The sequence below is a fragment of the Micromonospora sp. RHAY321 genome (genome assembly GCF_023896955.1).
GTDB lineage: Bacteria > Actinomycetota > Actinomycetes > Mycobacteriales > Micromonosporaceae > Micromonospora.
Window position 1 is genome coordinate 96,989 of sequence record NZ_JAMHIW010000002.1, and the last position, 19,656, is coordinate 116,644.

Sequence of the window (19,656 nt, forward strand, 5' to 3'; positions counted from 1 at the left end):
TGACTCGTCATACTCCCGGAATCCGGTCGGCAGCCCGGCGGCGTCGGACAGCAGTGCTCCTGGCAGCGGCGACAGTCGTCGCGGTCGTCCTCACTGGAGCCCCACCGGCACTGGCATCGCGGGGGCACGCCCCGGGTGCACCGGTCGCGCTGACGGTTGGCGACCGAAGTCGCCCACTCAACGTCGAGGGCGCTCCACGCTTCGGCTGGCTGCCCCGCGACGCCGACCCCGGTGAGACGCAGACCGCCTACCGGATCACGGTCACCGCGACCGGCGGCGACCGGGTGTGGGACTCCGGCAAGGTCGCCTCCGACCAGCAGTCCTACGTGCCGTACGCGGGACCCGCCCTGCGCCCCGCCTCGGCGTACGAGTGGACCGTCCGCACCTGGGACCGCACCGACCGGCAGTCCCCGCCCGCCACCGGCGCCTTCGAGACCGGCATCGCCGACACCCAGTGGGAGGGCGCCGCCTGGATCCGTCGCGCCACCACCGAGGCCGACGACTACACCCTCGCCCGCACCGAGGTACGCCCCAACGCCAGCCGCGTCGTCCGCGCCCGCGCCTACACGGCCGCCGACCACACCTACGAGCTCTACCTCAACGGCACCCGCGCCGACCGGGGCACCTCCTTCGCCTACCCGGGGGAGGACTACTACCAGGCAGCCGACGTCACCAACCTGGTGAAGGCAGGCGCACCGCTGGTCATCGGGGTGCGCTACCACTGGTACGGCAGCGGCCAGGGTCGCCCGACGGGTGCCCGTGGCCTGCTGATGAAGCTGGTCGTCGAGCACGCCGACGGCACCCGTGAGGTGTACGGGACCGGCGGCTCCTGGCGGGTCGCCCGGGACACGCGGTTCGTCGCGAACGCCGAGCGCCGCAACGGCGAGGGCGACCGGGTCGAGCGGCAGGACGCCCGGGCCGAGGTCGCCGGCTGGATGCGGCCCGGCTACGACGACAGCGCCGCCGGCTTCACCGCCGCCGAGGTGCTCGGCGCGCATCCCACCGCGTCGTCCCCGCACCTGTTCGGGCAGGAGACCCGGCAGGTCGAAACCACGGTCGCCCCGGTCGCGATGCGTACCGCCGCCGACGGCACCGTCGTCGCGGACTTCGGCGTGGTCATCCCCGCCCGTCCGGTCGTCCGGTTCGACGCCGGCATGGCCGGGCGCACGGTCGACCTGCGGGCCGGCTACACCCTCAGCGACACCGGCCGGGTCGCCACGTCCACCCTGGAATCACAGGGCACCAACATGGCCTTCCCGTACCTGCAGAAGAGCGGGGCACAGGAGTTCCGGGCCTTCACCCACCTTGGTTTCCGCTACCTGGAGATCCCCGGCGCCGGCGAGACGATCTCGGCGCGCGACGTCTCCGCCGTCGTGGTGCACACCGACGTACCCGCCGGCAGCCAGGCGAGCTTCACCAGCTCCGACGCGACGCTCGACGCGGTGTGGACGATGATGAAGCGGTCCGCGATCTACTCCGTGCAGGAGGCGTTCGTCGACACTCCCACCCGGGAGAAGGGCCAGTTCCTCGGCGACGCCGCGAACATCTCGTACGCCACGATGGCCGCCTTCGGCGAGCGCGACGCCACCCAGCAGGCCATTCGTGAGTTCCTCCGCTCGGCCGCCCGCTACTGGATCGCCGAGGCCGACCGTGGCCGCTACAACGCCGTCTACCCCAACGGTGACGGCAAGCGCGACATCCCCGACTACTCGCTGATGTTCGTCGACTGGGTGTGGCGGTACTGGACCGAGACCGGCGACCGGGAGTTGCTGGCCGAGGCGTACCCGGCCATCCGCGACACCGCCGAGTACGTGCTGCGCCACATCCCGGCCACCGGCCCCACCGCCGGCCTGGTCACCGACCTGTCCGGCGGGAGCGGCGCCTACCGCTACGGCATCGTCGACTGGCCCGAGCCCGGCCGCTTCGGCTACGACATGACCACCGCCGCCCGGACCACCATCAACGCCCAGGGCGTCGACGTGCTGCGGACCACCGCCCGGATGGCCGAGGCGCTGGGCCGGCCCGCCGACGAGGTGACCGCGTACGACGGGCGGGCCGCCGACCTCACCGACGCGATCAACACCGCGCTGCGCGCCGCCGACGGCAGCTATGTCGACGGACTGTCGGCCACCGGCGAGCGCAGCGGCCACGCCGGGCAGCACGCCACCTCGTACGCCGTCGCCCACGGGGTGGCACCACGGGCCGACCTGCCGGCGCTGGCCGACCACATCGCGTCGATGGGCATGAAGCAGGGGCCGATGACCGCCCACTGGCTGCTGCGCGCGCTCGCCGACGCCGACCGGCCCGACGCGGTGCTGCGGCTGCTGACCAACCCGGACGACCTGGGCTGGGCGAACATCCTCGCCCAGGGCGGCACCTTCACCTGGGAGGCATGGACCCTCGACCCCGGCAGCAACTTCAGTCAGTCGCACGGCTGGGGAGCGCAGGCGGTCGTCGACGTGCAGGAGACCCTGCTGGGCGTCCGCACCGCCAGCCCGGGTGCCGCCGTGGTCGACGTCGTCCCGCCCGCCGTCGGGCTCGACCGGGCCAGTGGCACGGTGCCGACCCAGCGCGGGCCGGTCCGCCTCGACTGGCGACGTACCGGCGCCGGCCTGCGCGTCGACCTCGACGTGCCGGTCAACGTCACCGCCCGGGTCGCGCTGCCCGTTCTCCCCGGAAAGTCCTACCGGGCCGCCGGTCCGAGCAGGGCCACCTTCGTGGGGGTCGAGGACGGCCGCGCCGTCTTCGAGGTGGGCTCCGGCCGGTCCAGCTTCCACCCGGTCGCCGGTCCGGCGGCCCAGCCGCGCTGACCTCCCGTTCGAGGCCGTCCATGGCCTACCGCCACCACCGGAAGGATGAGGACCAGGAATGATGCGCTTGACGCGGCGCCGCGCCGCACCCTCCGCGCTTCTCGTGCTACTGCTCGGCCTGACGCCGATGGTGGTGCCGGGCCCGGCCGCCGCCGCGCCGGCGGCCCCGGCGCTGACCGTGACCGGCCTGACCACCGAACGGGCCACCGAACCGATCGGGCTGGACGTGGCGAAGCCCCGCCTCGGGTGGCGCGTCGAGGCCACCGCCCGGGGCGTGCTCCAGGAGTCGTACCAGGTGCGGGTCGCCACGAGCCCGGCCCGGCTCGACGAGGCCGACGTCTGGGACAGCGGTCGCGTGCGGTCGCGGGAGAGCACCCTCGTCCCGTACGCCGGCCCGCAACTGCGACCACGCACCCGGTACGCCTGGCAGGTCCGGGTCTGGGACACCGCCGGCCGCACCTCCGGGTGGAGCGCGCCCGCGTCGTGGGAGACCGGCGTACGGGGTGCCGACGGCTGGCAGGCCGACTGGGTCGGCATGCCGTCGCCGACCGAGTCCTGGACCGACTACACGGTGCGGACGACGGTACGGCTGGAACGCGACGCGGCCGGTATCTACCTGCGCGCCCGCGGCCCGGCGAACGCGTACATGTGGCAGTTCTCCAGCACCGGCGGCAGTGCGAAACTGCGCCCGCACGTACGGGTCAACGGCGCCTGGACCCTGCTCAAGGAGGTGCCGCTCGGCGGGGTCGTACCGGCCGACAAGCTGACCGCGCCGCACACGCTGCGCATCACCGCGGCCGGTGACACCATCACCACCTGGGTCGACGACACCCAGGTCGACGTCACCCGGAACACCGCGCACCGGGCCGGCGCGGTCGGCCTGCGCACCAACGGGGTGGAGAGCGGCGTCTTCTCCGACTTCTCGGTGACCAGCGGCGACAAGACCCTCTTCGCGGCACCGCTCACCGACGGCGCGAACCCGTTCGGCGCGGGCACGGCCACCCCCGGCGGCCTGCGGGTGGCCGGCGACACCGAGGCCATGCTCGCCGCGCTGGACGCGAACCCGCTGCTGCGCCGGGGCTTCCGGGTCGACGGCACGGTCGCCCGGGCCCGCATCTACGCCACCGCTCTCGGCGTCTACCAGCTGTCGCTCAACGGTCAGCGGGTCGGCGACCACGAGCTGGCACCCGGCTGGACCGACTACGCCAAGCGGGTGCAGTACCAGACGTACGACGTGACCGGCCAGCTCCGCTCGGGTGACAACGCCCTCGGCGCGCTGCTCGGCGACGGCTGGTACGCCGGCAGCATCGCCTGGTTCGGCAGCGACTTCTACGGCTCCCGGCCGCACCTCAGCGCGCAACTGCTGATCGACTACACCGACGGGCGCAGCGAGACGATCGGCACCGACGGCTCGTGGCGCGCCACGGCCGGACCGTTCCTGCAGAGCGACCTGATCCACGGCGAGACCTACGACGCGCGGCGGCTGCCGGCCGGCTGGGACCGACCCGGGTTCGACGACTCCGGCTGGTCGCCCGCCACCGTCGACGACGTCGACGCCACCGACCGGATCGTCGCCCAGGTCGACCCGCCGGTGCGGGTCACCCAGGAACTGCCGGCGAAGGCACTGACCCAACCCACCCCCGGCACCTGGATCTTCGACCTCGGCCAGAACATGGTGGGCAAGGTGCGGCTGAAGGTCGCCGGCCAGGCCGGCGCGACGGTCCGCATCCGGCACGCCGAGGTGCTCAACCCCGACGGCACCGCGTACACCGCCAACCTGCGGACGGCCCGGGCCACCGACCACTACACCCTGCGGGGCGGCGGGGCCGAGGTGTACGAACCGACGTTCACCTTCCACGGCTTCCGCTACGTCGAGCTGACCGGCTATCCGGGCACCCCCGACCTGTCGTCGGTGACCGGCCTGGTCATGCACACCGACGGTGAGCTCACCAGCGAGTTCGAGACGTCCAACGCGATGGTGAACAAGCTGCACAGCAACATCACCTGGGGGCAGCGCGGCAACTTCCTGTCGATCCCGACCGACACACCGGCCCGGGACGAGCGGCTCGGCTGGACCGGGGACATCAACGTCTTCGCCAACACCGCGACGTTCAACATGGACAGCCTGACGTTCCTCACCAAGTGGTTGCAGGACCTGCGCGACGCGCAGTCGACCAACGGCGCGTACCCCGATGTGGCGCCCCGCGCCTGCTGCGGCGACGGCGCGACCGGATGGGCCGACGCCGGCATCACCGTGCCGTACGCGCTCTGGCAGCGCTACGGCGACACCCGCGTGGTGGAGGAGCACTACGCGTCGATGGCGCGGTACGCGTCCTGGCTGGAGAGCACCAGCTCGGGCCACCTGCGGACGAATGCCGGCCCGTACCTCGACTGGCTCAACCTCGACGACCCGACGCCCGCCGGTGTCGTCGGCACCGCCTACTACGCCCACAGCATCCGGCTGCTGGGCCAGATGGCCGCCGCCATCGGCAGGGACGCCGACGCCGCCCGCTACGCGGCGTTGTCGAAGGACATCGCCCAGGCGTTCGTCGACGCGTACGTCTCGGCCGACGGCACGGTGCAGGGCGACAGCCAGACCGGGTACGTGCTGGCCGTCGGCATGGGCCTGCTGCCCGACCCGCTGCGGTCCAGGGCGGCCGACCGGCTGGTCGCCAACGTGCAACGACACGACTGGCACCTGTCCACCGGCTTCCTCGGCACCCCGGACCTGCTGCCGGCGCTCAGTGACACCGGGCACCTGGACGTCGCCTACCGGCTGCTGCTCAACGACACCTACCCGTCGTGGGGCTACGAGATCGCCAAGGGCGCGACCACGATCTGGGAGCGCTGGAACTCGATCATGCCGGACGGCAGCTTCGGCGACGTGTCGATGAACTCCTTCAACCACTACGCCTACGGCGCGGTGGGCGACTGGATGTACCGCACCGTGGCCGGCATCCAACCCGACGCCGGCAACCCCGGGTACGCGCACCTCACCTTCGCCCCCCAGCCCGGTGGCGACCTCACCTCGGCGAAGGCGTCGTACCGCTCGGCGTACGGGCCGATCGGCAGCGACTGGACGCTCGACGCCCGCGGCGACATGCGGCTGCGCCTCACCCTGCCCGCGAACACCTCGGCGACCGTGCGTCTGCCGGCACCCGGGCGGAACGCCGTCACGGAGGGCGGTCGGCCGGCGGCGCAGGCCGACGGTGTGCGGTTCGTCCGCATGGACGGCGCCGTCGCCGTCTACGAGATCGGGTCCGGCACCTACTCGTTCGCCATCGACCGGGTGCTCGGCGACCTGGGCGACGCCGGCGACGCGGCACGGGAGCTGGTGACGCTCACCGACCAGCTCGCCGGTGCGATCGGTCGACCGGTGGCCGAGTACCTGCGGGGCAGGTTCGGCCGACTCTCCACCGAGACGACGGCGGCGCGGACGGCGTACCTGGCGGGCAACTCCCGTTCGGCCGCCGGGGACGTCCACCGGGCACTGGCCACCGCCGCCGACACGGCCCGGTGGCTGCGGACCCAGGTCGCCGCGGGTCGCCTCGACCAGGCCCATGCCGACCGGTTCACCGCGCTGCTCACCCGGGTCGACCAACGGCTCTCCGCGGCGTCGTCGACCCTGGTCGGCGCCGTGGTCAAGCTCGACCTGCCGGTGGGGGAGCGGCTGCCCGGCGACGTCGTACGCGCCACCGTCGTGGTGGCCAACGGGGGGCCGGACCCGCTGACCGGGGTGACCTCCGAGCTGCGAGCACCCGACGGTTGGACGGTGACACCGGTCGGCGGACCGGCCACCACGGTCGCACCGGGCGGCGCCGTCAGCCACCGCTACGACCTGCGGATCCCTGCCGGTCAGGCACCGGTGACCGGGGCCGTCGAGGGCACCGCCAGCTACCGCCACCGGGGCGGCAGCGCCACCCTGCCCGTCGCGGGAACCGTCGTCGTCGCGCCCGCGGTGCAGATCGTGTCGGCGGCGCCGACCCCGGCCGAGGTGACGCCCGGCACGGCCACGACCGTCGGTACGGTGCTGCGCAACCGGGCCGGCGTGCGGGTGGCGGGGCAGCTCACCGTCACCGCGCCGGACGGCTGGCGGGTGGCGCCGGTGACCGCCGGGTACGACCTCGCCCCCGGTGCGGAGACCACCGTGTCGACCGTCCTCACCGCGCCGGTGTCGGTCACGCAGGGGACGGTTGAGGTCACGGTCGCCACCGGCGGCACGGCGGCCGAACGGCACACCCTCACCGTCCCCGTCCGGTTCGACGACCCGCCACCGGGTGCGTACGACCACGTCGACCTCGGCGCCGTGGCGTCCGAGCAGGCGCACCGCCTCGCCGCCTCGACCTACTCGGCCACCAGCACCGAGGCCGGGCTGACCCGCCGGTACACGGACACGACCCGCCCCGGCGGCTGGTTCGAGTTCGACCTCGCCGTCGAGCCCGGCAGGCCCTTCGTCCTGCGGGCGATCGAGACGTACGACGGGCCGCAGCTGAAGGACTACGAGGTGGTCGTGGACGGGGTGGTGGCGCACACCCGCTCGTGGCGGCGCACGGCGGGCGGGGCCGGCACGGTCAGCTACCAGTTCGCCGTCGACCTACCGGACGCCACCCGCGACGGGCTCGTGCGGGTGCGGTTCCAGGACACCGGGGACGGCTACGACCCGTCGATCGCCGACGTCTGGGCCAAGGCCGTACCGGCGAGCTGACCGGGCGGCGCGGTGACGGGGAGCCGGGCGGGCAACCGCCCGGCTTCCCGGTCGTGTGGGGCGGCCGCCGTCAGCGGCGGGTGCGCCGGGGTTGGTCGCTGGAGCGACGGACGACCAGCTCCGGTTGGAACACCACGTGCCGGTGCCGGTGCGTGTCGCGGGACTCGGCCTCCTCCAGCAGCATCTGCGCCGCGGTGCGGCCGAGCTGGTCGCGGGGCTGACGCACCGACGACAGCGGCACCGCCGCCGCGTCGGCGAACTCGATGTCGTCGTAGCCGACGATGGCCACGTCGGCCGGCACCCGCAGGCCGCGCGCGGTCAGCTCCTGCAGTACGCCGAGGGCGATCAGGTCGTTGGCGCAGAAGACGGCGGTGGGGCGCTGCCGGGCCGGCAGCGTCAGCAGTTCCTCGGCGGCGCGCCGGCCGGCGGCGACGGTCAGGCTGGTGGTCACCGCAACGCGCAGCTCGGCGTCGCCGCCCCGCTCCTCCAGTGCCGCGGCGGCGCCGGCGTGCCGGTCGGCGACCTGGGCGATGGACAGGGGGCCGCCGAGGTAGGCGATGCGGTGGTGGCCCTGGTCCAGCAGGTGGTCCATGGCGAGCCGGCCGCCGAGGACGTCGTCGACCGCCACCGAGCAGCGGTTCACCCGGCCGGTGCCCCGGTCCACCAGCACCACCGGGATGCCCCGGTCGATGAGTTTGTCGAGATTGGGTTGCGGGCCGTGGTCGACCGGGGTGATGAGCACGCCCCGGACCCGCTGCTCCTCCAGCAGCTCCAGGTGGCGGCGCTCGCGGGCGCTGTCCTCGCCGCTGTTGCAGACGACCAGCATGGCGCCGGCTTCCTCGATCACCTGCTCGGCGCCGCGGACGACGTCGGTGAAGAACGGGTTGGCCACGTCCAGGACGACGATGGCGACGGTGCGGCTGTGCCCGGCACGCAGTTGGCGGGCGGAGTCGTTGCGGACGTAGCCGAGGGTGGTGATGGCGTCCAGCACCCGTTGGCGGGTGGCGGGGGCGACCATGTCGGGCCGGTTGAGCACGTTGCTCACGGTGCCGAGGGAGACGCCGGCGTGCCGGGCGACCTCCTTGATGTTCGCCGTTGCCATGGCTCCCTCGACGCTCCGTACGGTGGTCGCGGCCCCACGCCCGGCGTGGACGTCACGGTCGCGGCGATCCCCGGGAAGTCCCGAACGCGTCGCGTGGGACGGCTCGACCGGGTCGCCCCGGCAGTGTATAGCGGCTAAAACGTTTCATCTAGCCGACCTGCGGCACCTCGTGTGGCGCCACCGACCCGTCGGTCGTCGAGGGCGGCGTCGGCAACGGGGAAGAAATCACGGCGAAACTCTTGACGCTCTCGAAGGGCGGCCCCTACGGTCCATGCACGACTCATGAAACGATTCAGGAGGGGATCGGATGACCGCCGACGCACCAGGCACGGACGGTGCTCCGCTGCTGGTCCTCGACGGCGTGACGAAGTCCTTCGGGGCCGTCGCCGCGCTGCGCGGGGTGCACCTGGCCCTGCACTCCGGTGAGGCCCACGCCCTGGTCGGCGAGAACGGGGCGGGCAAATCCACCCTCGTCAAGATCCTGGCCGGCGCCCACGCACCGGACGCGGGCGCCATGACCCTGGACGGGCAGCCGCTGCGGCTGCGCGGCCCCGCCGACGCCCGTGCCGCCGGCATCGCCGTCATCTACCAGGAACCGACGCTCTTCCCGGACCTGTCCGTGGCGGAGAACATCTTCATGGGCCGGCAACCGCTTCGTGGTCTGCGCCGCATCGACACCACCGCGATGAACCGCGACGCCGAGCGGCTGTTCCAGCGGCTGGGCGTCCGGATCGACCCGACCCGTCCCGCCCGTGGGCTCTCCATCGCCGACCAGCAGCTCGTCGAGATCGCCAAGGCGATCTCGTTCGACGCCCGCGTCCTGGTCATGGACGAGCCCACCGCCGCGCTCTCCGGTGTGGAGGTCGAGCGGCTCTTCGCGGTCGCCCGGTCGCTCTGCGAGCACGGGGCTGCCGTGCTGTTCATCTCGCACCGGTTCAACGAGGTGTTCGACCTGTGTCACCGCGTCACCGTGCTGCGCGACGGCGCCTGGGTCTCCAGCGACCGCGCCACCGACCTCACGGTCGACGAGGTGGTGCGACGCATGGTCGGCCGGGACGTCGCCTCCCTCTATCCGAAGCAGGACGCCGAGCTGCGGGACACGCTGCTGGAGGTCCGTGGGCTGACCCGGGCCGGCGTCTTCACCGACGTGTCGTTCTCCGTCCGGGGCGGGGAGATCGTGGCGCTCGCCGGGCTGGTTGGCGCCGGCCGCAGCGAGGTCGCCCGTGCCGTCTTCGGCGTCGACCGCTACGACGCGGGCGAGGTGCTGGTGGCCGGCCGAGCCGTCCCGGCGGGAAACCCGGGCCGGGCGATCGCCGCCGGCATGGCGCTGGTCCCCGAGGACCGACGGCAGCAGGGCCTGGTCATGGAGCTCTCGGTCGAGCGCAACGCCACCCTCGCCCGCCGCCGGGCACTGAGCCGGCTGGGCCTCCTGCTGGGCGCCGCCGAGCGTGCCGAGGCCCGCCACTGGACGCGGCGGCTGCAGGTGAAGACCTCCCGGCTCGGCGCACCCGTGGCGACCCTCTCCGGGGGCAACCAGCAGAAGGTCGTGCTCGCCAAGTGGCTCGCCACCGAACCACGGGTCCTGATCATCGACGAACCCACCCGCGGCATCGACGTCGGCACCAAGTCCGAGGTGCACCGGCTGCTCTCGGAGCTGGCCGGTGAGGGCCTGGCCATCCTCATGATCAGCAGCGAACTGCCCGAGGTGCTCGGCATGGCCGACCGGGTCCTGGTCATGCACGAGGGACGGCTCGTCCGCGAACTGCCCCGGGACGAGGCGGACGAGACCTCCATCATGTTCGCCGCCACCGGTCAAGGAGCGACCGCATGAGCCTCACCGACGCCGGCGCGCCCGAACGGGCAGCCGGGAACGCCCCGAGCGACCCCGGCCGGCAGCGCCGCGGCCTCACCGAGCGGCTGCTGGCCGTACGCGAGCTGAGCCTGCTGATCGCGCTCGGCCTGCTGGTCCTGGTGACCACCGTGCGCAACGACCGGTTCCTCAGCGGCCAGAGCGTCAAGGACCTGCTGCTGGGATGCGCGATCCTCGTGATCCTGGCGGTCGGCCAGACCCTGGTCATCATCACCCGCAACGTCGACCTCTCCGTCGGATCCATCCTGGGTCTGGTCGCCTTCGCCACCGGCTCGCTGTTCCTCTCCGCGCCCGGCACGCCCTGGCCTGTGGCGCTCGTCGTGGGCGTCGCGCTGGGCGCCCTGTGCGGTGCGGTCAACGGCGGCCTGATCGCGGTGGCCCGGGTGCCCGCCCTGGTCATCACGCTGGGCACCCTCTACGCCTTCCGCGGCATCGACTACTACTGGGCGTCCGGCAGTCAGATCAACGCCGCCGACATGCCCCCGTCGTTCCTGCGGCTGGGCAACCAGACGGTGCTCGGCGTACCCGTGCTGTTCCTCGTCGCGCTGGTCGTCGTCGCCGTCGTCGGTTTCTACCTGCGCTCCTACCGCAGTGGCCGCGAGCTGTACGCGATCGGCTCCGAACCGGCCGCCGCCCGGCTGTCCGGCATCCCCGTGGGGCGGCGGGTGTTCGCCGTGTTCGTCGCCAGCGGCGCGTTCGCCGGCCTGGCCGGGGTGCTGTACGCGGCCCGGTTCGGCACCCTCGACGCGGCCGCCGGCACCGGCCTGGAACTCCAGGTCGTCGCCGCTGCGGTGGTCGGTGGGGTGGCGATCTTCGGGGGCAGCGGAAGCGCCTACGGCGCGGCGCTCGGCGCCGTGCTGCTGACCACGATCGGCAGCTCGCTCGCCGTCCTGCGCATCGACCCGTTCTGGCAGCAGGCCGTCGTCGGCGCACTCATCCTCGCCGCCATCGGGCTGGACCGGGTCCTGGCCCTGCGGGTGGCGGCCCGGCTCCGAGGGAGAAGCGCACATGGCGCATGACAGCCTGTACGCGGCACCGCCCACCGCCGAGGCCGAGCCCGGCGCGGGCCGCCTCGCCAGCCTGCGCGGGCTGCTCGGCTCCTGGGACGTGGCGGTCGTCGCCGCTCTCGTGGTGGCCGTGCTCGTCGCCAGCCTGACCGTGGAGAACTTCGCCACCGGCCGCAACGCCCAGTTCCTGCTGCTCGACCTGGTGCCGCTGGCGCTCATCGCGCTGCCGATGACCCTGATCGTGATCACCGGCGAGATCGACCTCTCGGTGGCCAGCATGGTCGGCCTGTGCAGCACCCTGATGGGGCAGCTCTGGCTCTCCAGTGGGCTGTCCCTGGAGCTGATCTGCGTCCTCGTGGTGCTCCTCGGCGCCGTGCTCGGCGCGGTCAACGGCCTTTTCGTCACCGGCTTCGGCCTGCCGTCGCTGGCGGTGACCATCGGCACGCTGGCCCTCTACCGTGGCCTGTCCTTCGTCGTGCTCGGCGACCAGGCCGTCGCGGACTTCCCGGCCGACTGGACCGCCGCCGTGGTGCGCACCATCCCCGGCACGTCGATCCCGGTCGTGGTGGTCCCGCTGCTGGTGCTCGCGGTGATCTTCGGGGTCGTGCTGCACGCCACCGCGGCCGGCCGGGCGCTCTACGCCATCGGCAACAACGACCAGGCCGCCACGTTCACCGGCGTCTCGGTGGCCCGGACGAAGTTCTGGCTCTTCGTGGTCTCCGGCGCGGTGTGCGGGCTGGTGGGCATCCTCTGGACCCTGCGGTACGCCAGCGCGCGCGGCGACAACGCCACCGGCCTGGAACTGACCGTGGTGACCGCCGTGCTGCTCGGCGGTGTCTCGATCTTCGGCGGTCGGGGTGCGCTGCTCGGTGTGCTGGCCGGCGTCCTGCTCCTGGGCGTCCTGCGCAACGCGCTGCAACTCGCCGACGTCGACGCCAACGCGCTGACGATCGTCACCGGCACCCTGCTCATCGCGTCCGTCGTGCTGCCCAACGCCGTCGCGGACGTCCGCGCCCGGCTGCACCGTCGACGACAGCGGCACCCCGCCGCTTCGTGACGTCCCCCGCGCACCAACCACCCCCGGAAGGATGACGATGTCCGCGTACCGCAGAGGCCTCCGTGTCGGGGCCACCAGCCTCACCCTCGCCGCACTGCTGCTCAGCGCCACGGCCTGTGGCGGCACCACCCGGGACAACTCCGGCAACGACGCCGGCGCCGGCAACCAGGCCAGCGGCGCCGCCAATCCCGACGCCGCCATCAAGGAAGGGCTCAAGATCGCCTTCCTGCCGAAGGCGCTGAACAACCCCTACTTCACCGTCTCGGACAACGGCGGCAAGGACGCGGTCACCGAGATCAAGGGTGAGTTCAAGGAGGTCGGCCCCTCCGAGGCCAGCGCCTCGTCCCAGGTCAGCTACATCAACACCCTGTCCCAGCAGGGCATGGACGTGATCGTCACGTCGGCCAACGACCCGAACGCGATCTGCGGGGCCCTCAACCAGGCCAAGGCGGCCGGCGCGAAGATCGTCACCTTCGACTCCGACACCAAGCCGGAGTGCCGGCAGATCTTCGTCAACCAGGTGACCGCCGAGGGCATCGCCGAGAACCAGGTCAAGCTCATCTCCGAGCAGATCGGCGGCGAAGGCGAGATCGCCATCCTGTCCGCGACCGCCAACGCGACCAACCAGAACGCCTGGATCGCGCTGATGAAGGACGAGCTGAAGAAGCCCGAGTACAGCAAGATCAAGCTGGTCACCGTGGCGTACGGCAACGACGACGACCAGAAGTCCTTCCAGGAGACCCAGGGTCTGCTGCAGTCGTACCCCAACCTCAAGGGCATCATCTCCCCGACCACGGTCGGCGTCGCGGCGGCCGGCCGCTACCTGAGCGGGTCGCAGTACAAGGGCAAGGTCAAGCTGACCGGGCTGGGCACCCCGAACCAGATGCGCCAGTACGTCAAGGACGGCACCGTCGACGCGTTCGCCCTGTGGAGCCCGGCCGACCTCGGCTACCTCGCGGCGTACGCCGGCGCCGCACTGGCCTCCGGTCAGATCACCGGCGCCGAGGGCGACAAGTTCAAGGCCGGCAAGCTCGGCGAGTTCACCGTCGGCAAGGACGGGGTGGTCGTCCTCGGCCCGCCCACCGTCTTCGACAAGAACAACATCGACCAGTTCCAGTTCTGACCGCACTCCCGGTCGGTGCCGGCGCACGCCGCGCCGCACCGACCGGGGGAGCCGACAGGAGAACCATGCCCCGCGTCTGCTTCACCCTCCAGGTCGACCCCGACCGCCTGGACGAATACCGCGCCCGCCACTCGCGGGTCTGGCCGGAGATGCTCACCGCCCTGGCCGAGAGCGGCTGGCACGACTACTCGCTCTTCCTCCGCGAGGACGGGCTGCTGGTGGGCTACCTGGTCACCGACGACTTCGCGGCCGCCCAGGCCGCCATGCAGACCAGCGACGTCAACGCCCGGTGGCAGGCGGAGATGGCGCCCTACTTCGTCGACCTCGACCACGGCGCCCCCGACCGCGCCATGCGGCCGTTGGACGAGGTCTTCAACCTTGAGGCGCAGCTCGTCGCGGCACGTGCGACGCGGCTCGCCACCGAGCCTGAGACGCGGCCCGCCGCGAAGACGGGAGAAACCCCATGACGCAGCCCGACGCGCAGACCCTCGAACGGGTCAAGCGGGCCCTGCGCGCCCAGCGCATCGAAACCCCGTCCTGGGCGTACGCCAACTCGGGGACCCGGTTCAAGGTGTTCCCGCAGGAGGGCGTGCCGCGCAACCCGTACGAGAAGATCGCCGACGCGGCGGTCGTGCACCAGCTCACCGGCGTGGCACCGACGGTGGCCCTGCACATCCCGTGGGACCGCGTCGACGACTACGCCGACCTGGCCGCCTACGCGGCCGACCACGGCGTCAGCCTGGGCGCGATCAACGCCAACGTCTTCCAGGACAACGACTACAAACTGGGCAGCGTCACCAACCCGGATCCGGGGGTACGCCGCAAGGCGATCGACCACCTGCTCGAGTGCGTCGACATCATGGACCGCACCGGCTCGCGCGACCTGAAGCTCTGGTTCTCCGACGGCACCAACTACCCGGGCCAGGACGACATCCGCGCCCGGCAGGACCGGCTCGCGGCGGCGCTGCGCGAGACGTACGACCGGCTCGGCGAGGGCCAACGGCTGCTGCTGGAGTACAAGCTGTTCGAGCCGGCCTTCTACGCCACCGACGTGCCGGACTGGGGCACCGCGTACGCGCACTGCCTCCAGTTGGGCCCGAAGGCGCAGGTGGTCATCGACACCGGGCACCACGCGCCGGGCACCAACATCGAGTTCATCGTGGCGATCCTGCTGCGCGCCGGAAAGCTCGGCGCCTTCGACTTCAACTCCCGCTTCTACGCCGACGACGACCTGATGGTCGGTTCCGCGGACCCGTTCCAGCTGTTCCGGATCATGCACGAGATCGTCCGCGGCGACGCGCTGGCGCCCGAGGCCGGCATCGCCTTCATGCTCGACCAGTGCCACAACATCGAGCCGAAGATCCCGGCGATCATCCGTTCGGTGCTCAACGTGCAGGAGGCGACGGCCAAGGCGCTGCTCGTCGACCCGGAGACGCTCGCCGCCGCACAGCAGGCCGGCGACGTGCTCGGCGCCAACGCCGCGCTGATGGACGCGTACAACACCGACGTCCGGCCGCTGCTCGCCGAACTCCGTACCGACCTGGGCCTCGATCCGGACCCCATGGCGGCGTACGCCCGCTCCGGGTACTTCGAGAAGATCCGCGCCGAACGCGCCGACGGCCAGCAGGCCGGCTGGGGCGCCTGACCACCACCGAAGAACGCAGACTGGGGACGTGAGGACGATGCAATCCGAGGTTCAGGCGCTGATCGCGCGCAGCAACCGGCTGGGTGCCGACCCGACGACGACGAACTACGCCGGTGGCAACACCTCCGCCAAGGGTGTGGACACCGATCCGGTCACCGGCGGCCCCGTCGAACTGCTCTGGGTCAAGGGTTCCGGCGGTGACCTCGGCACCCTCACCCCGGCCGGTCTGGCCGCACTCCGGCTGGACCGGCTCCGCTCGCTCGTCGAGGTCTACCCCGGGATCGACCGGGAGGACGAGATGGTCGCCGCGTTCGACTACTGCCTGCACGGTCGCGGCGGCGCCGCGCCGTCCATCGACACCGCGATGCACGGGCTGGTCGACGCCGCGCACGTCGACCACCTGCACCCCGACGCCGGCATCGCCATCGCCGCGGCCGTGGACGGGCCGGAGCTGACCAAGGAGATCTTCGGCGACCGGGTGTCGTGGGTCCCGTGGCGGCGGCCGGGCTTCCAGCTCGGCCTGGACATCGCCGCGGTGGCGCGGGCCAATCCGCAGGCGATCGGTGTGATCCTCGGTGGGCACGGGATCACCGCGTGGGGCGCGACCAGCGACGAGTGCGAACGCAACTCGCTGGAGATCATCCGGTCCGCGCAGGCGTACCTCGACCAGCGGGGTGCGGCCGAACCGCTCGGCCCGGTCGTCAGCGGCTACGAGCCACTGCCGACCGACGAGCGACGGCGTCGGGCGGCCGCGCTGTTCCCGGTGCTGCGTGGCCTCGCGTCCACCGACCGACCGCAGGTGGGTCACTTCACCGACAGTGACGTGGTGCTGGACTTCGTGGCGCGGGAGAAGCATCCCGCGCTCGCCGCCCTCGGCACCTCCTGCCCGGACCACTTCCTGCGCACCAAGGTCCGCCCCATGGTGCTCGACCTGCCGCTCACCGCCCCGATCGAGGACGTGACCGCCCGCCTCACGGAGCTGCACGCCTCCTACCGCGACGACTACCGCGCCTACTACGAGCGGCACGCCGGCCCGGACAGCCCTCCGATGCGAGGTGCCGATCCGGCCGTCGTCCTGGTGCCGGGCGTCGGCATGTTCAGCTTCGGGGCCAACAAGCAGACCGCCCGGGTCGCCGGCGAGTTCTACGTCAACGCCATCAACGTCATGCGTGGCGCGGAATCCGTGTCGACGTACGCGCCGATCGACGAGGCCGAAAAGTTCCGGATCGAGTACTGGGCCCTGGAGGAGGCGAAGCTCCAGCGCATGCCGAAGCCGAAGGCCCTCGCCACGCGGATCGCGTTCGTCACCGGCGGTGGCTCCGGCATCGGCCGGGCGATCGCCCACCGGCTCGCCGCCGAGGGCGCGTGCGTCGTGGTCGCCGACCGCGACGCGGAGGCGGCCGCCGCCGTCGCCGCCGAGATCGGCACCACGGACGTGGCGGTCGCCGTCGCCGCCGACGTCAGCGACGGGGACGCCGTGGCCAGCGCCCTGCGTGAGGCGGTGCTCGCCTTCGGTGGCGTGGACCTGGTCGTGAACAACGCCGGGCTGTCGCTGTCCAAGTCGCTGCTGGAGACGACCGAGGCCGACTGGGACATCCAGCACGACGTGATGGCCAAGGGCTCCTTCCTCGTCTCCCGGGAGGCCGCGCGGGTGATGCTGGCGCAGGGGATGGGCGGGGACCTGGTCTACATCTCCAGCAAGAACTCCCTGTTCGCCGGGCCGAACAACGTGGCCTACGGTGCGGCCAAGGCGGATCAGGCACACCAGGTCCGGTTGCTCGCCGCCGAACTCGGCGGCCACGGCATCCGGGTCAACGGCGTCAACCCGGACGGGGTGGTCCGTGGCTCCGGCATCTTCGCCGGTGGCTGGGGAGCCCAGCGGGCCGCCGTCTACGGCGTGCCGGAGGAGAAGCTCGGTGAGTTCTACGCCCAGCGCACGCTGCTCAAGCGCGAGGTGCTGCCCGAGCACGTCGCCAACGCGGTGTTCGTGCTCACCGGTGGGGAGCTCTCGCACACGACGGGAATGCACATCCCGGTGGACGCCGGCGTCGCCGCGGCGTTCCTGCGCTGAGCACGGTCCACCGGAGATGAGGACGATGTGGTGAGCGGTGCCGTGCGCCTCGCCGCCGTCGACCTGGGTGCGTCCAGCGGCCGCGTCATGGCCGCCCGCGTCGCCCCCGGGGAGCTGGCGCTGGCGGAGGCGCACCGGTTCCGCAACGAACCGGTGCGGGTGGCGGGCACGCTGCACTGGGACGTCCTGGCGCTGTACCGAGGCGTCCTCGACGGCCTGCACGCCGCCGGCCCGGTCGCCAGCATCGGCGTCGACACGTGGGCGGTCGACTATGGACTCCTGGACGCGACGGGCGCGCTGCTCGGCAATCCGGTGCACTACCGCGACGGGCGTACCGACGGCGTCGGTGACCGGGTGGCGGAGCAGGTGGGGCCGGAGCGGCTCTACACCACGACCGGTCTGCAGCACCTGCCGTTCAACACCCTCTACCAGCTCGTCGCCGCAGCCGGCACACCACAGCTGGACATGGCGCACCGGCTGCTGCTGATCCCCGACCTCATCGCGTACTGGCTCACCGGCGAGATCGGCGCTGAGGTCACCAACGCCTCCACCACCCAGCTGTACGACCTGCGTCGCCGCGCCTGGGCGACCGACCTGATGGCCGACGCGGGCATCCGCGCCGAGCTGTTCCCACCGCTGCGGGAGCCGGGCACCCGGATCGGCCCGGCCCTGCCCGCACTGGGCCTGCCCGGAAACCCCGACGTGGTGGCGGTGGGGTCACACGACACCGCGTCGGCCGTGGTGGGCGTGCCGGCGGCGAGCGAGCACTTCGCCTACATCTCCTGCGGCACCTGGTCCCTGGTCGGGGTCGAGCTGGACGCCCCGGTACTCAGCGAGCAGAGCCGGCGGGCCAACTTCACCAACGAGTCCGGCGTCGACGGCACGATCCGCTACCTGCGCAACGTCATGGGCCTTTGGCCGCTGCAGGAGTCGCTGCGCACCTGGGGCACCACCGACCTGCCCGCCCTGCTCCGGCAGGCGGCCGTCCAACCGGCCTTCCGCTCCGTCGTGGACCCCGACGACCCCACGTTCCTGCCACCCGGCGACATGCCCGCACGCATCGCCGACGCCTGCCGCCGCGCGGGGGAGCCGGTGCCGACCACCCCGGCGGCCACGGTCCGGTGCATCCTCGACAGCCTCGCGCTGGCGCACCGGCGCGCGGTCCGTCAGGCGCAACTGCTCGCCGCTCGGCACGTCGACGCCGTGCACATCGTCGGCGGCGGCGCCCGCAACGAGCTCCTGTGCCAGCTCACCGCCGATGCCTGCGGGCTGCCGGTGCTCGCGGGGCCGGTCGAGGCCACCGCGTTGGGTAACGTTCTCGTGCAGGCCCGCTCCCTCGGCGTGGTCGGCGGCGACCTGTCGGCGCTGCGGGCCGTGCTGCGCGAGACCCAGCAGATCGTGCGCTACGAGCCACGCGGCGCCGAGACGACGTGGCGGGCGGCCGCCCGGCGTCTCGGATGGGAGGACTGAGGATGCGAATAGCCCTGTTCGTCACCTGCCTGGCCGACACCCTGTTTCCCGAGGCGGCCAAGGCGACGGTGCGGCTCCTGGAACGGCTCGGCCACGAGGTCGTCTTTCCGCGGGACCAGACCTGCTGCGGGCAGATGCACATCAACACCGGCTACCCGGACGAGGCGGTGCGGTTGGTACGCCGGCACGTGCGCACCTTCGCACCGTACGACGTGGTGGTCGCGCCCTCCGGCTCGTGCGTCGGTTCGGTGCGCCACCAGCACGCGGTGGTGGCCCGGGGCGCGGGTGACGAGCGGTTGGCCAGTCGGGCCGAGGAGGTCGCCAGCCGCACGTACGAGCTGTCCGAGCTGCTCGTCGACGTGCTCGGGGTGACCGACGTCGGCGCCTTCTACCCGCACCGGGTGACATACCACCCGACCTGCCACTCGCTGCGGATGATCCGGGTGGGGGACAAGCCGCTGCGGTTGCTGCGTGAGGTGCGCGGCCTGGACCTGGTGGAGCTGCCGCAGGCCGAGGAGTGCTGCGGCTTCGGTGGCACGTTCTCGGTGAAGAACGCGGACACCTCGACGGCGATGCTGGCCGACAAGATGCGCCACGTGCTGGCCACCCGGGCTGACGTCTGCACCGCGGGGGACGCCTCCTGCCTGATGCACATCGGCGGTGGGCTGTCCCGCCTGCGGGCCGGCGTGCGGACCGTGCACCTCGCGGAGATCCTTGCCAGCACCGAGACCAGCGGTGGGCCGGTCGAGCGGGCGCAGCGGCAGAGCGGCGTGGTGACGGCGTGACCCGTACCTTC

At 72.5% G+C, this 19,656-nt stretch carries 12 protein-coding genes; 11 read left to right on the forward strand and 1 reads right to left on the reverse strand.

Annotated elements, in window-relative coordinates:
• The first annotated feature begins 53 nt into the window (after positions 1-53).
• Positions 54-2,810, forward strand: coding sequence for a family 78 glycoside hydrolase catalytic domain (locus M8C17_RS04945; RefSeq protein ID WP_252415177.1), 2,757 nt, complete (start codon positions 54-56; stop codon positions 2,808-2,810).
• A 58-nt stretch (positions 2,811-2,868) separates the two neighbouring features.
• Positions 2,869-7,515 carry a family 78 glycoside hydrolase catalytic domain gene (locus M8C17_RS04950; RefSeq protein WP_252415178.1) on the forward strand — a complete coding sequence of 1,549 codons (4,647 nt, stop codon included), beginning with the start codon at positions 2,869-2,871 and terminating at the stop codon, positions 7,513-7,515.
• 70 nt (positions 7,516-7,585) lie between these two features.
• Here the strand turns inward: M8C17_RS04950 and M8C17_RS04955 are convergent, their stop codons facing one another.
• Positions 7,586-8,617, reverse strand: a complete 1,032-nt coding sequence (locus M8C17_RS04955) for a LacI family DNA-binding transcriptional regulator (protein WP_252415179.1) — start codon at positions 8,615-8,617, stop codon at positions 7,586-7,588.
• Between the two features lie 307 nt (positions 8,618-8,924).
• Between M8C17_RS04955 and M8C17_RS04960 the strand changes: the two genes are divergently transcribed.
• From M8C17_RS04960 to M8C17_RS05000, 9 genes are all read left to right on the forward strand, one after another.
• Complete coding sequence (locus tag M8C17_RS04960) at positions 8,925-10,448, forward strand: sugar ABC transporter ATP-binding protein (protein ID WP_252415180.1); 1,524 nt, start codon at positions 8,925-8,927, stop codon at positions 10,446-10,448.
• On the forward strand, positions 10,445-11,506 hold the full coding sequence (locus M8C17_RS04965; protein ID WP_252415181.1) for an ABC transporter permease: 1,062 nt from the start codon (positions 10,445-10,447) through the stop codon (positions 11,504-11,506). The genes M8C17_RS04960 and M8C17_RS04965 overlap by 4 nt, the downstream gene beginning before the upstream one ends.
• Positions 11,496-12,551 (forward strand): ABC transporter permease, encoded by a 1,056-nt coding sequence (locus M8C17_RS04970; RefSeq protein WP_252415182.1) that lies wholly within the window; start codon positions 11,496-11,498, stop codon positions 12,549-12,551. Before M8C17_RS04965 ends, M8C17_RS04970 begins: the two co-directional genes overlap by 11 nt.
• 37 nt (positions 12,552-12,588) lie before the next feature.
• Positions 12,589-13,674, forward strand: coding sequence for a rhamnose ABC transporter substrate-binding protein (rhaS, locus tag M8C17_RS04975; RefSeq protein ID WP_252415183.1), 1,086 nt, complete (start codon positions 12,589-12,591; stop codon positions 13,672-13,674).
• A 65-nt stretch (positions 13,675-13,739) separates the two neighbouring features.
• Positions 13,740-14,141: an L-rhamnose mutarotase gene (locus M8C17_RS04980; protein ID WP_252415184.1), complete on the forward strand. Its 402-nt coding sequence runs from the start codon at positions 13,740-13,742 to the stop codon at positions 14,139-14,141.
• A complete protein-coding gene (gene rhaI / locus M8C17_RS04985) occupies positions 14,138-15,319 on the forward strand; it encodes an L-rhamnose isomerase (RefSeq protein WP_252415185.1) in 1,182 nt (393 codons plus the stop codon). The genes M8C17_RS04980 and rhaI overlap by 4 nt, the downstream gene beginning before the upstream one ends.
• Positions 15,320-15,356: 37 nt before the next feature.
• On the forward strand, positions 15,357-17,390 hold the full coding sequence (locus M8C17_RS04990) for a bifunctional aldolase/short-chain dehydrogenase (protein ID WP_252415738.1): 2,034 nt from the start codon (positions 15,357-15,359) through the stop codon (positions 17,388-17,390).
• Between the two features lie 30 nt (positions 17,391-17,420).
• Complete coding sequence (locus tag M8C17_RS04995) at positions 17,421-18,860, forward strand: rhamnulokinase family protein (protein ID WP_252415186.1); 1,440 nt, start codon at positions 17,421-17,423, stop codon at positions 18,858-18,860.
• Positions 18,861-18,862: 2 nt separating this feature from the next.
• Positions 18,863-19,645, forward strand: coding sequence for a (Fe-S)-binding protein (locus tag M8C17_RS05000; RefSeq protein ID WP_252415187.1), 783 nt, complete (start codon positions 18,863-18,865; stop codon positions 19,643-19,645).
• Positions 19,646-19,656 lie beyond the last annotated feature (11 nt).

Bases quoted from the DNA above. Each gene is read 5' to 3' on its own strand.
- rhaI (WP_252415185.1), top strand. From the start codon at position 14,138: ATGACGCAGCCCGACGCGCAGACCCTCGAACGGGTCAAGCGGGCCCTG.
- M8C17_RS04980 (WP_252415184.1), top strand. From the start codon at position 13,740: ATGCCCCGCGTCTGCTTCACCCTCCAGGTCGACCCCGACCGCCTGGAC.
- M8C17_RS05000 (WP_252415187.1), top strand. From the start codon at position 18,863: ATGCGAATAGCCCTGTTCGTCACCTGCCTGGCCGACACCCTGTTTCCC.
- M8C17_RS04955 (WP_252415179.1), bottom strand. From the start codon at position 8,617: ATGGCAACGGCGAACATCAAGGAGGTCGCCCGGCACGCCGGCGTCTCC.
- M8C17_RS04965 (WP_252415181.1), top strand. From the start codon at position 10,445: ATGAGCCTCACCGACGCCGGCGCGCCCGAACGGGCAGCCGGGAACGCC.
- M8C17_RS04950 (WP_252415178.1), top strand. From the start codon at position 2,869: ATGATGCGCTTGACGCGGCGCCGCGCCGCACCCTCCGCGCTTCTCGTG.
- M8C17_RS04970 (WP_252415182.1), top strand. From the start codon at position 11,496: ATGGCGCATGACAGCCTGTACGCGGCACCGCCCACCGCCGAGGCCGAG.
- M8C17_RS04990 (WP_252415738.1), top strand. From the start codon at position 15,357: ATGCAATCCGAGGTTCAGGCGCTGATCGCGCGCAGCAACCGGCTGGGT.
- M8C17_RS04960 (WP_252415180.1), top strand. From the start codon at position 8,925: ATGACCGCCGACGCACCAGGCACGGACGGTGCTCCGCTGCTGGTCCTC.
- rhaS (WP_252415183.1), top strand. From the start codon at position 12,589: ATGTCCGCGTACCGCAGAGGCCTCCGTGTCGGGGCCACCAGCCTCACC.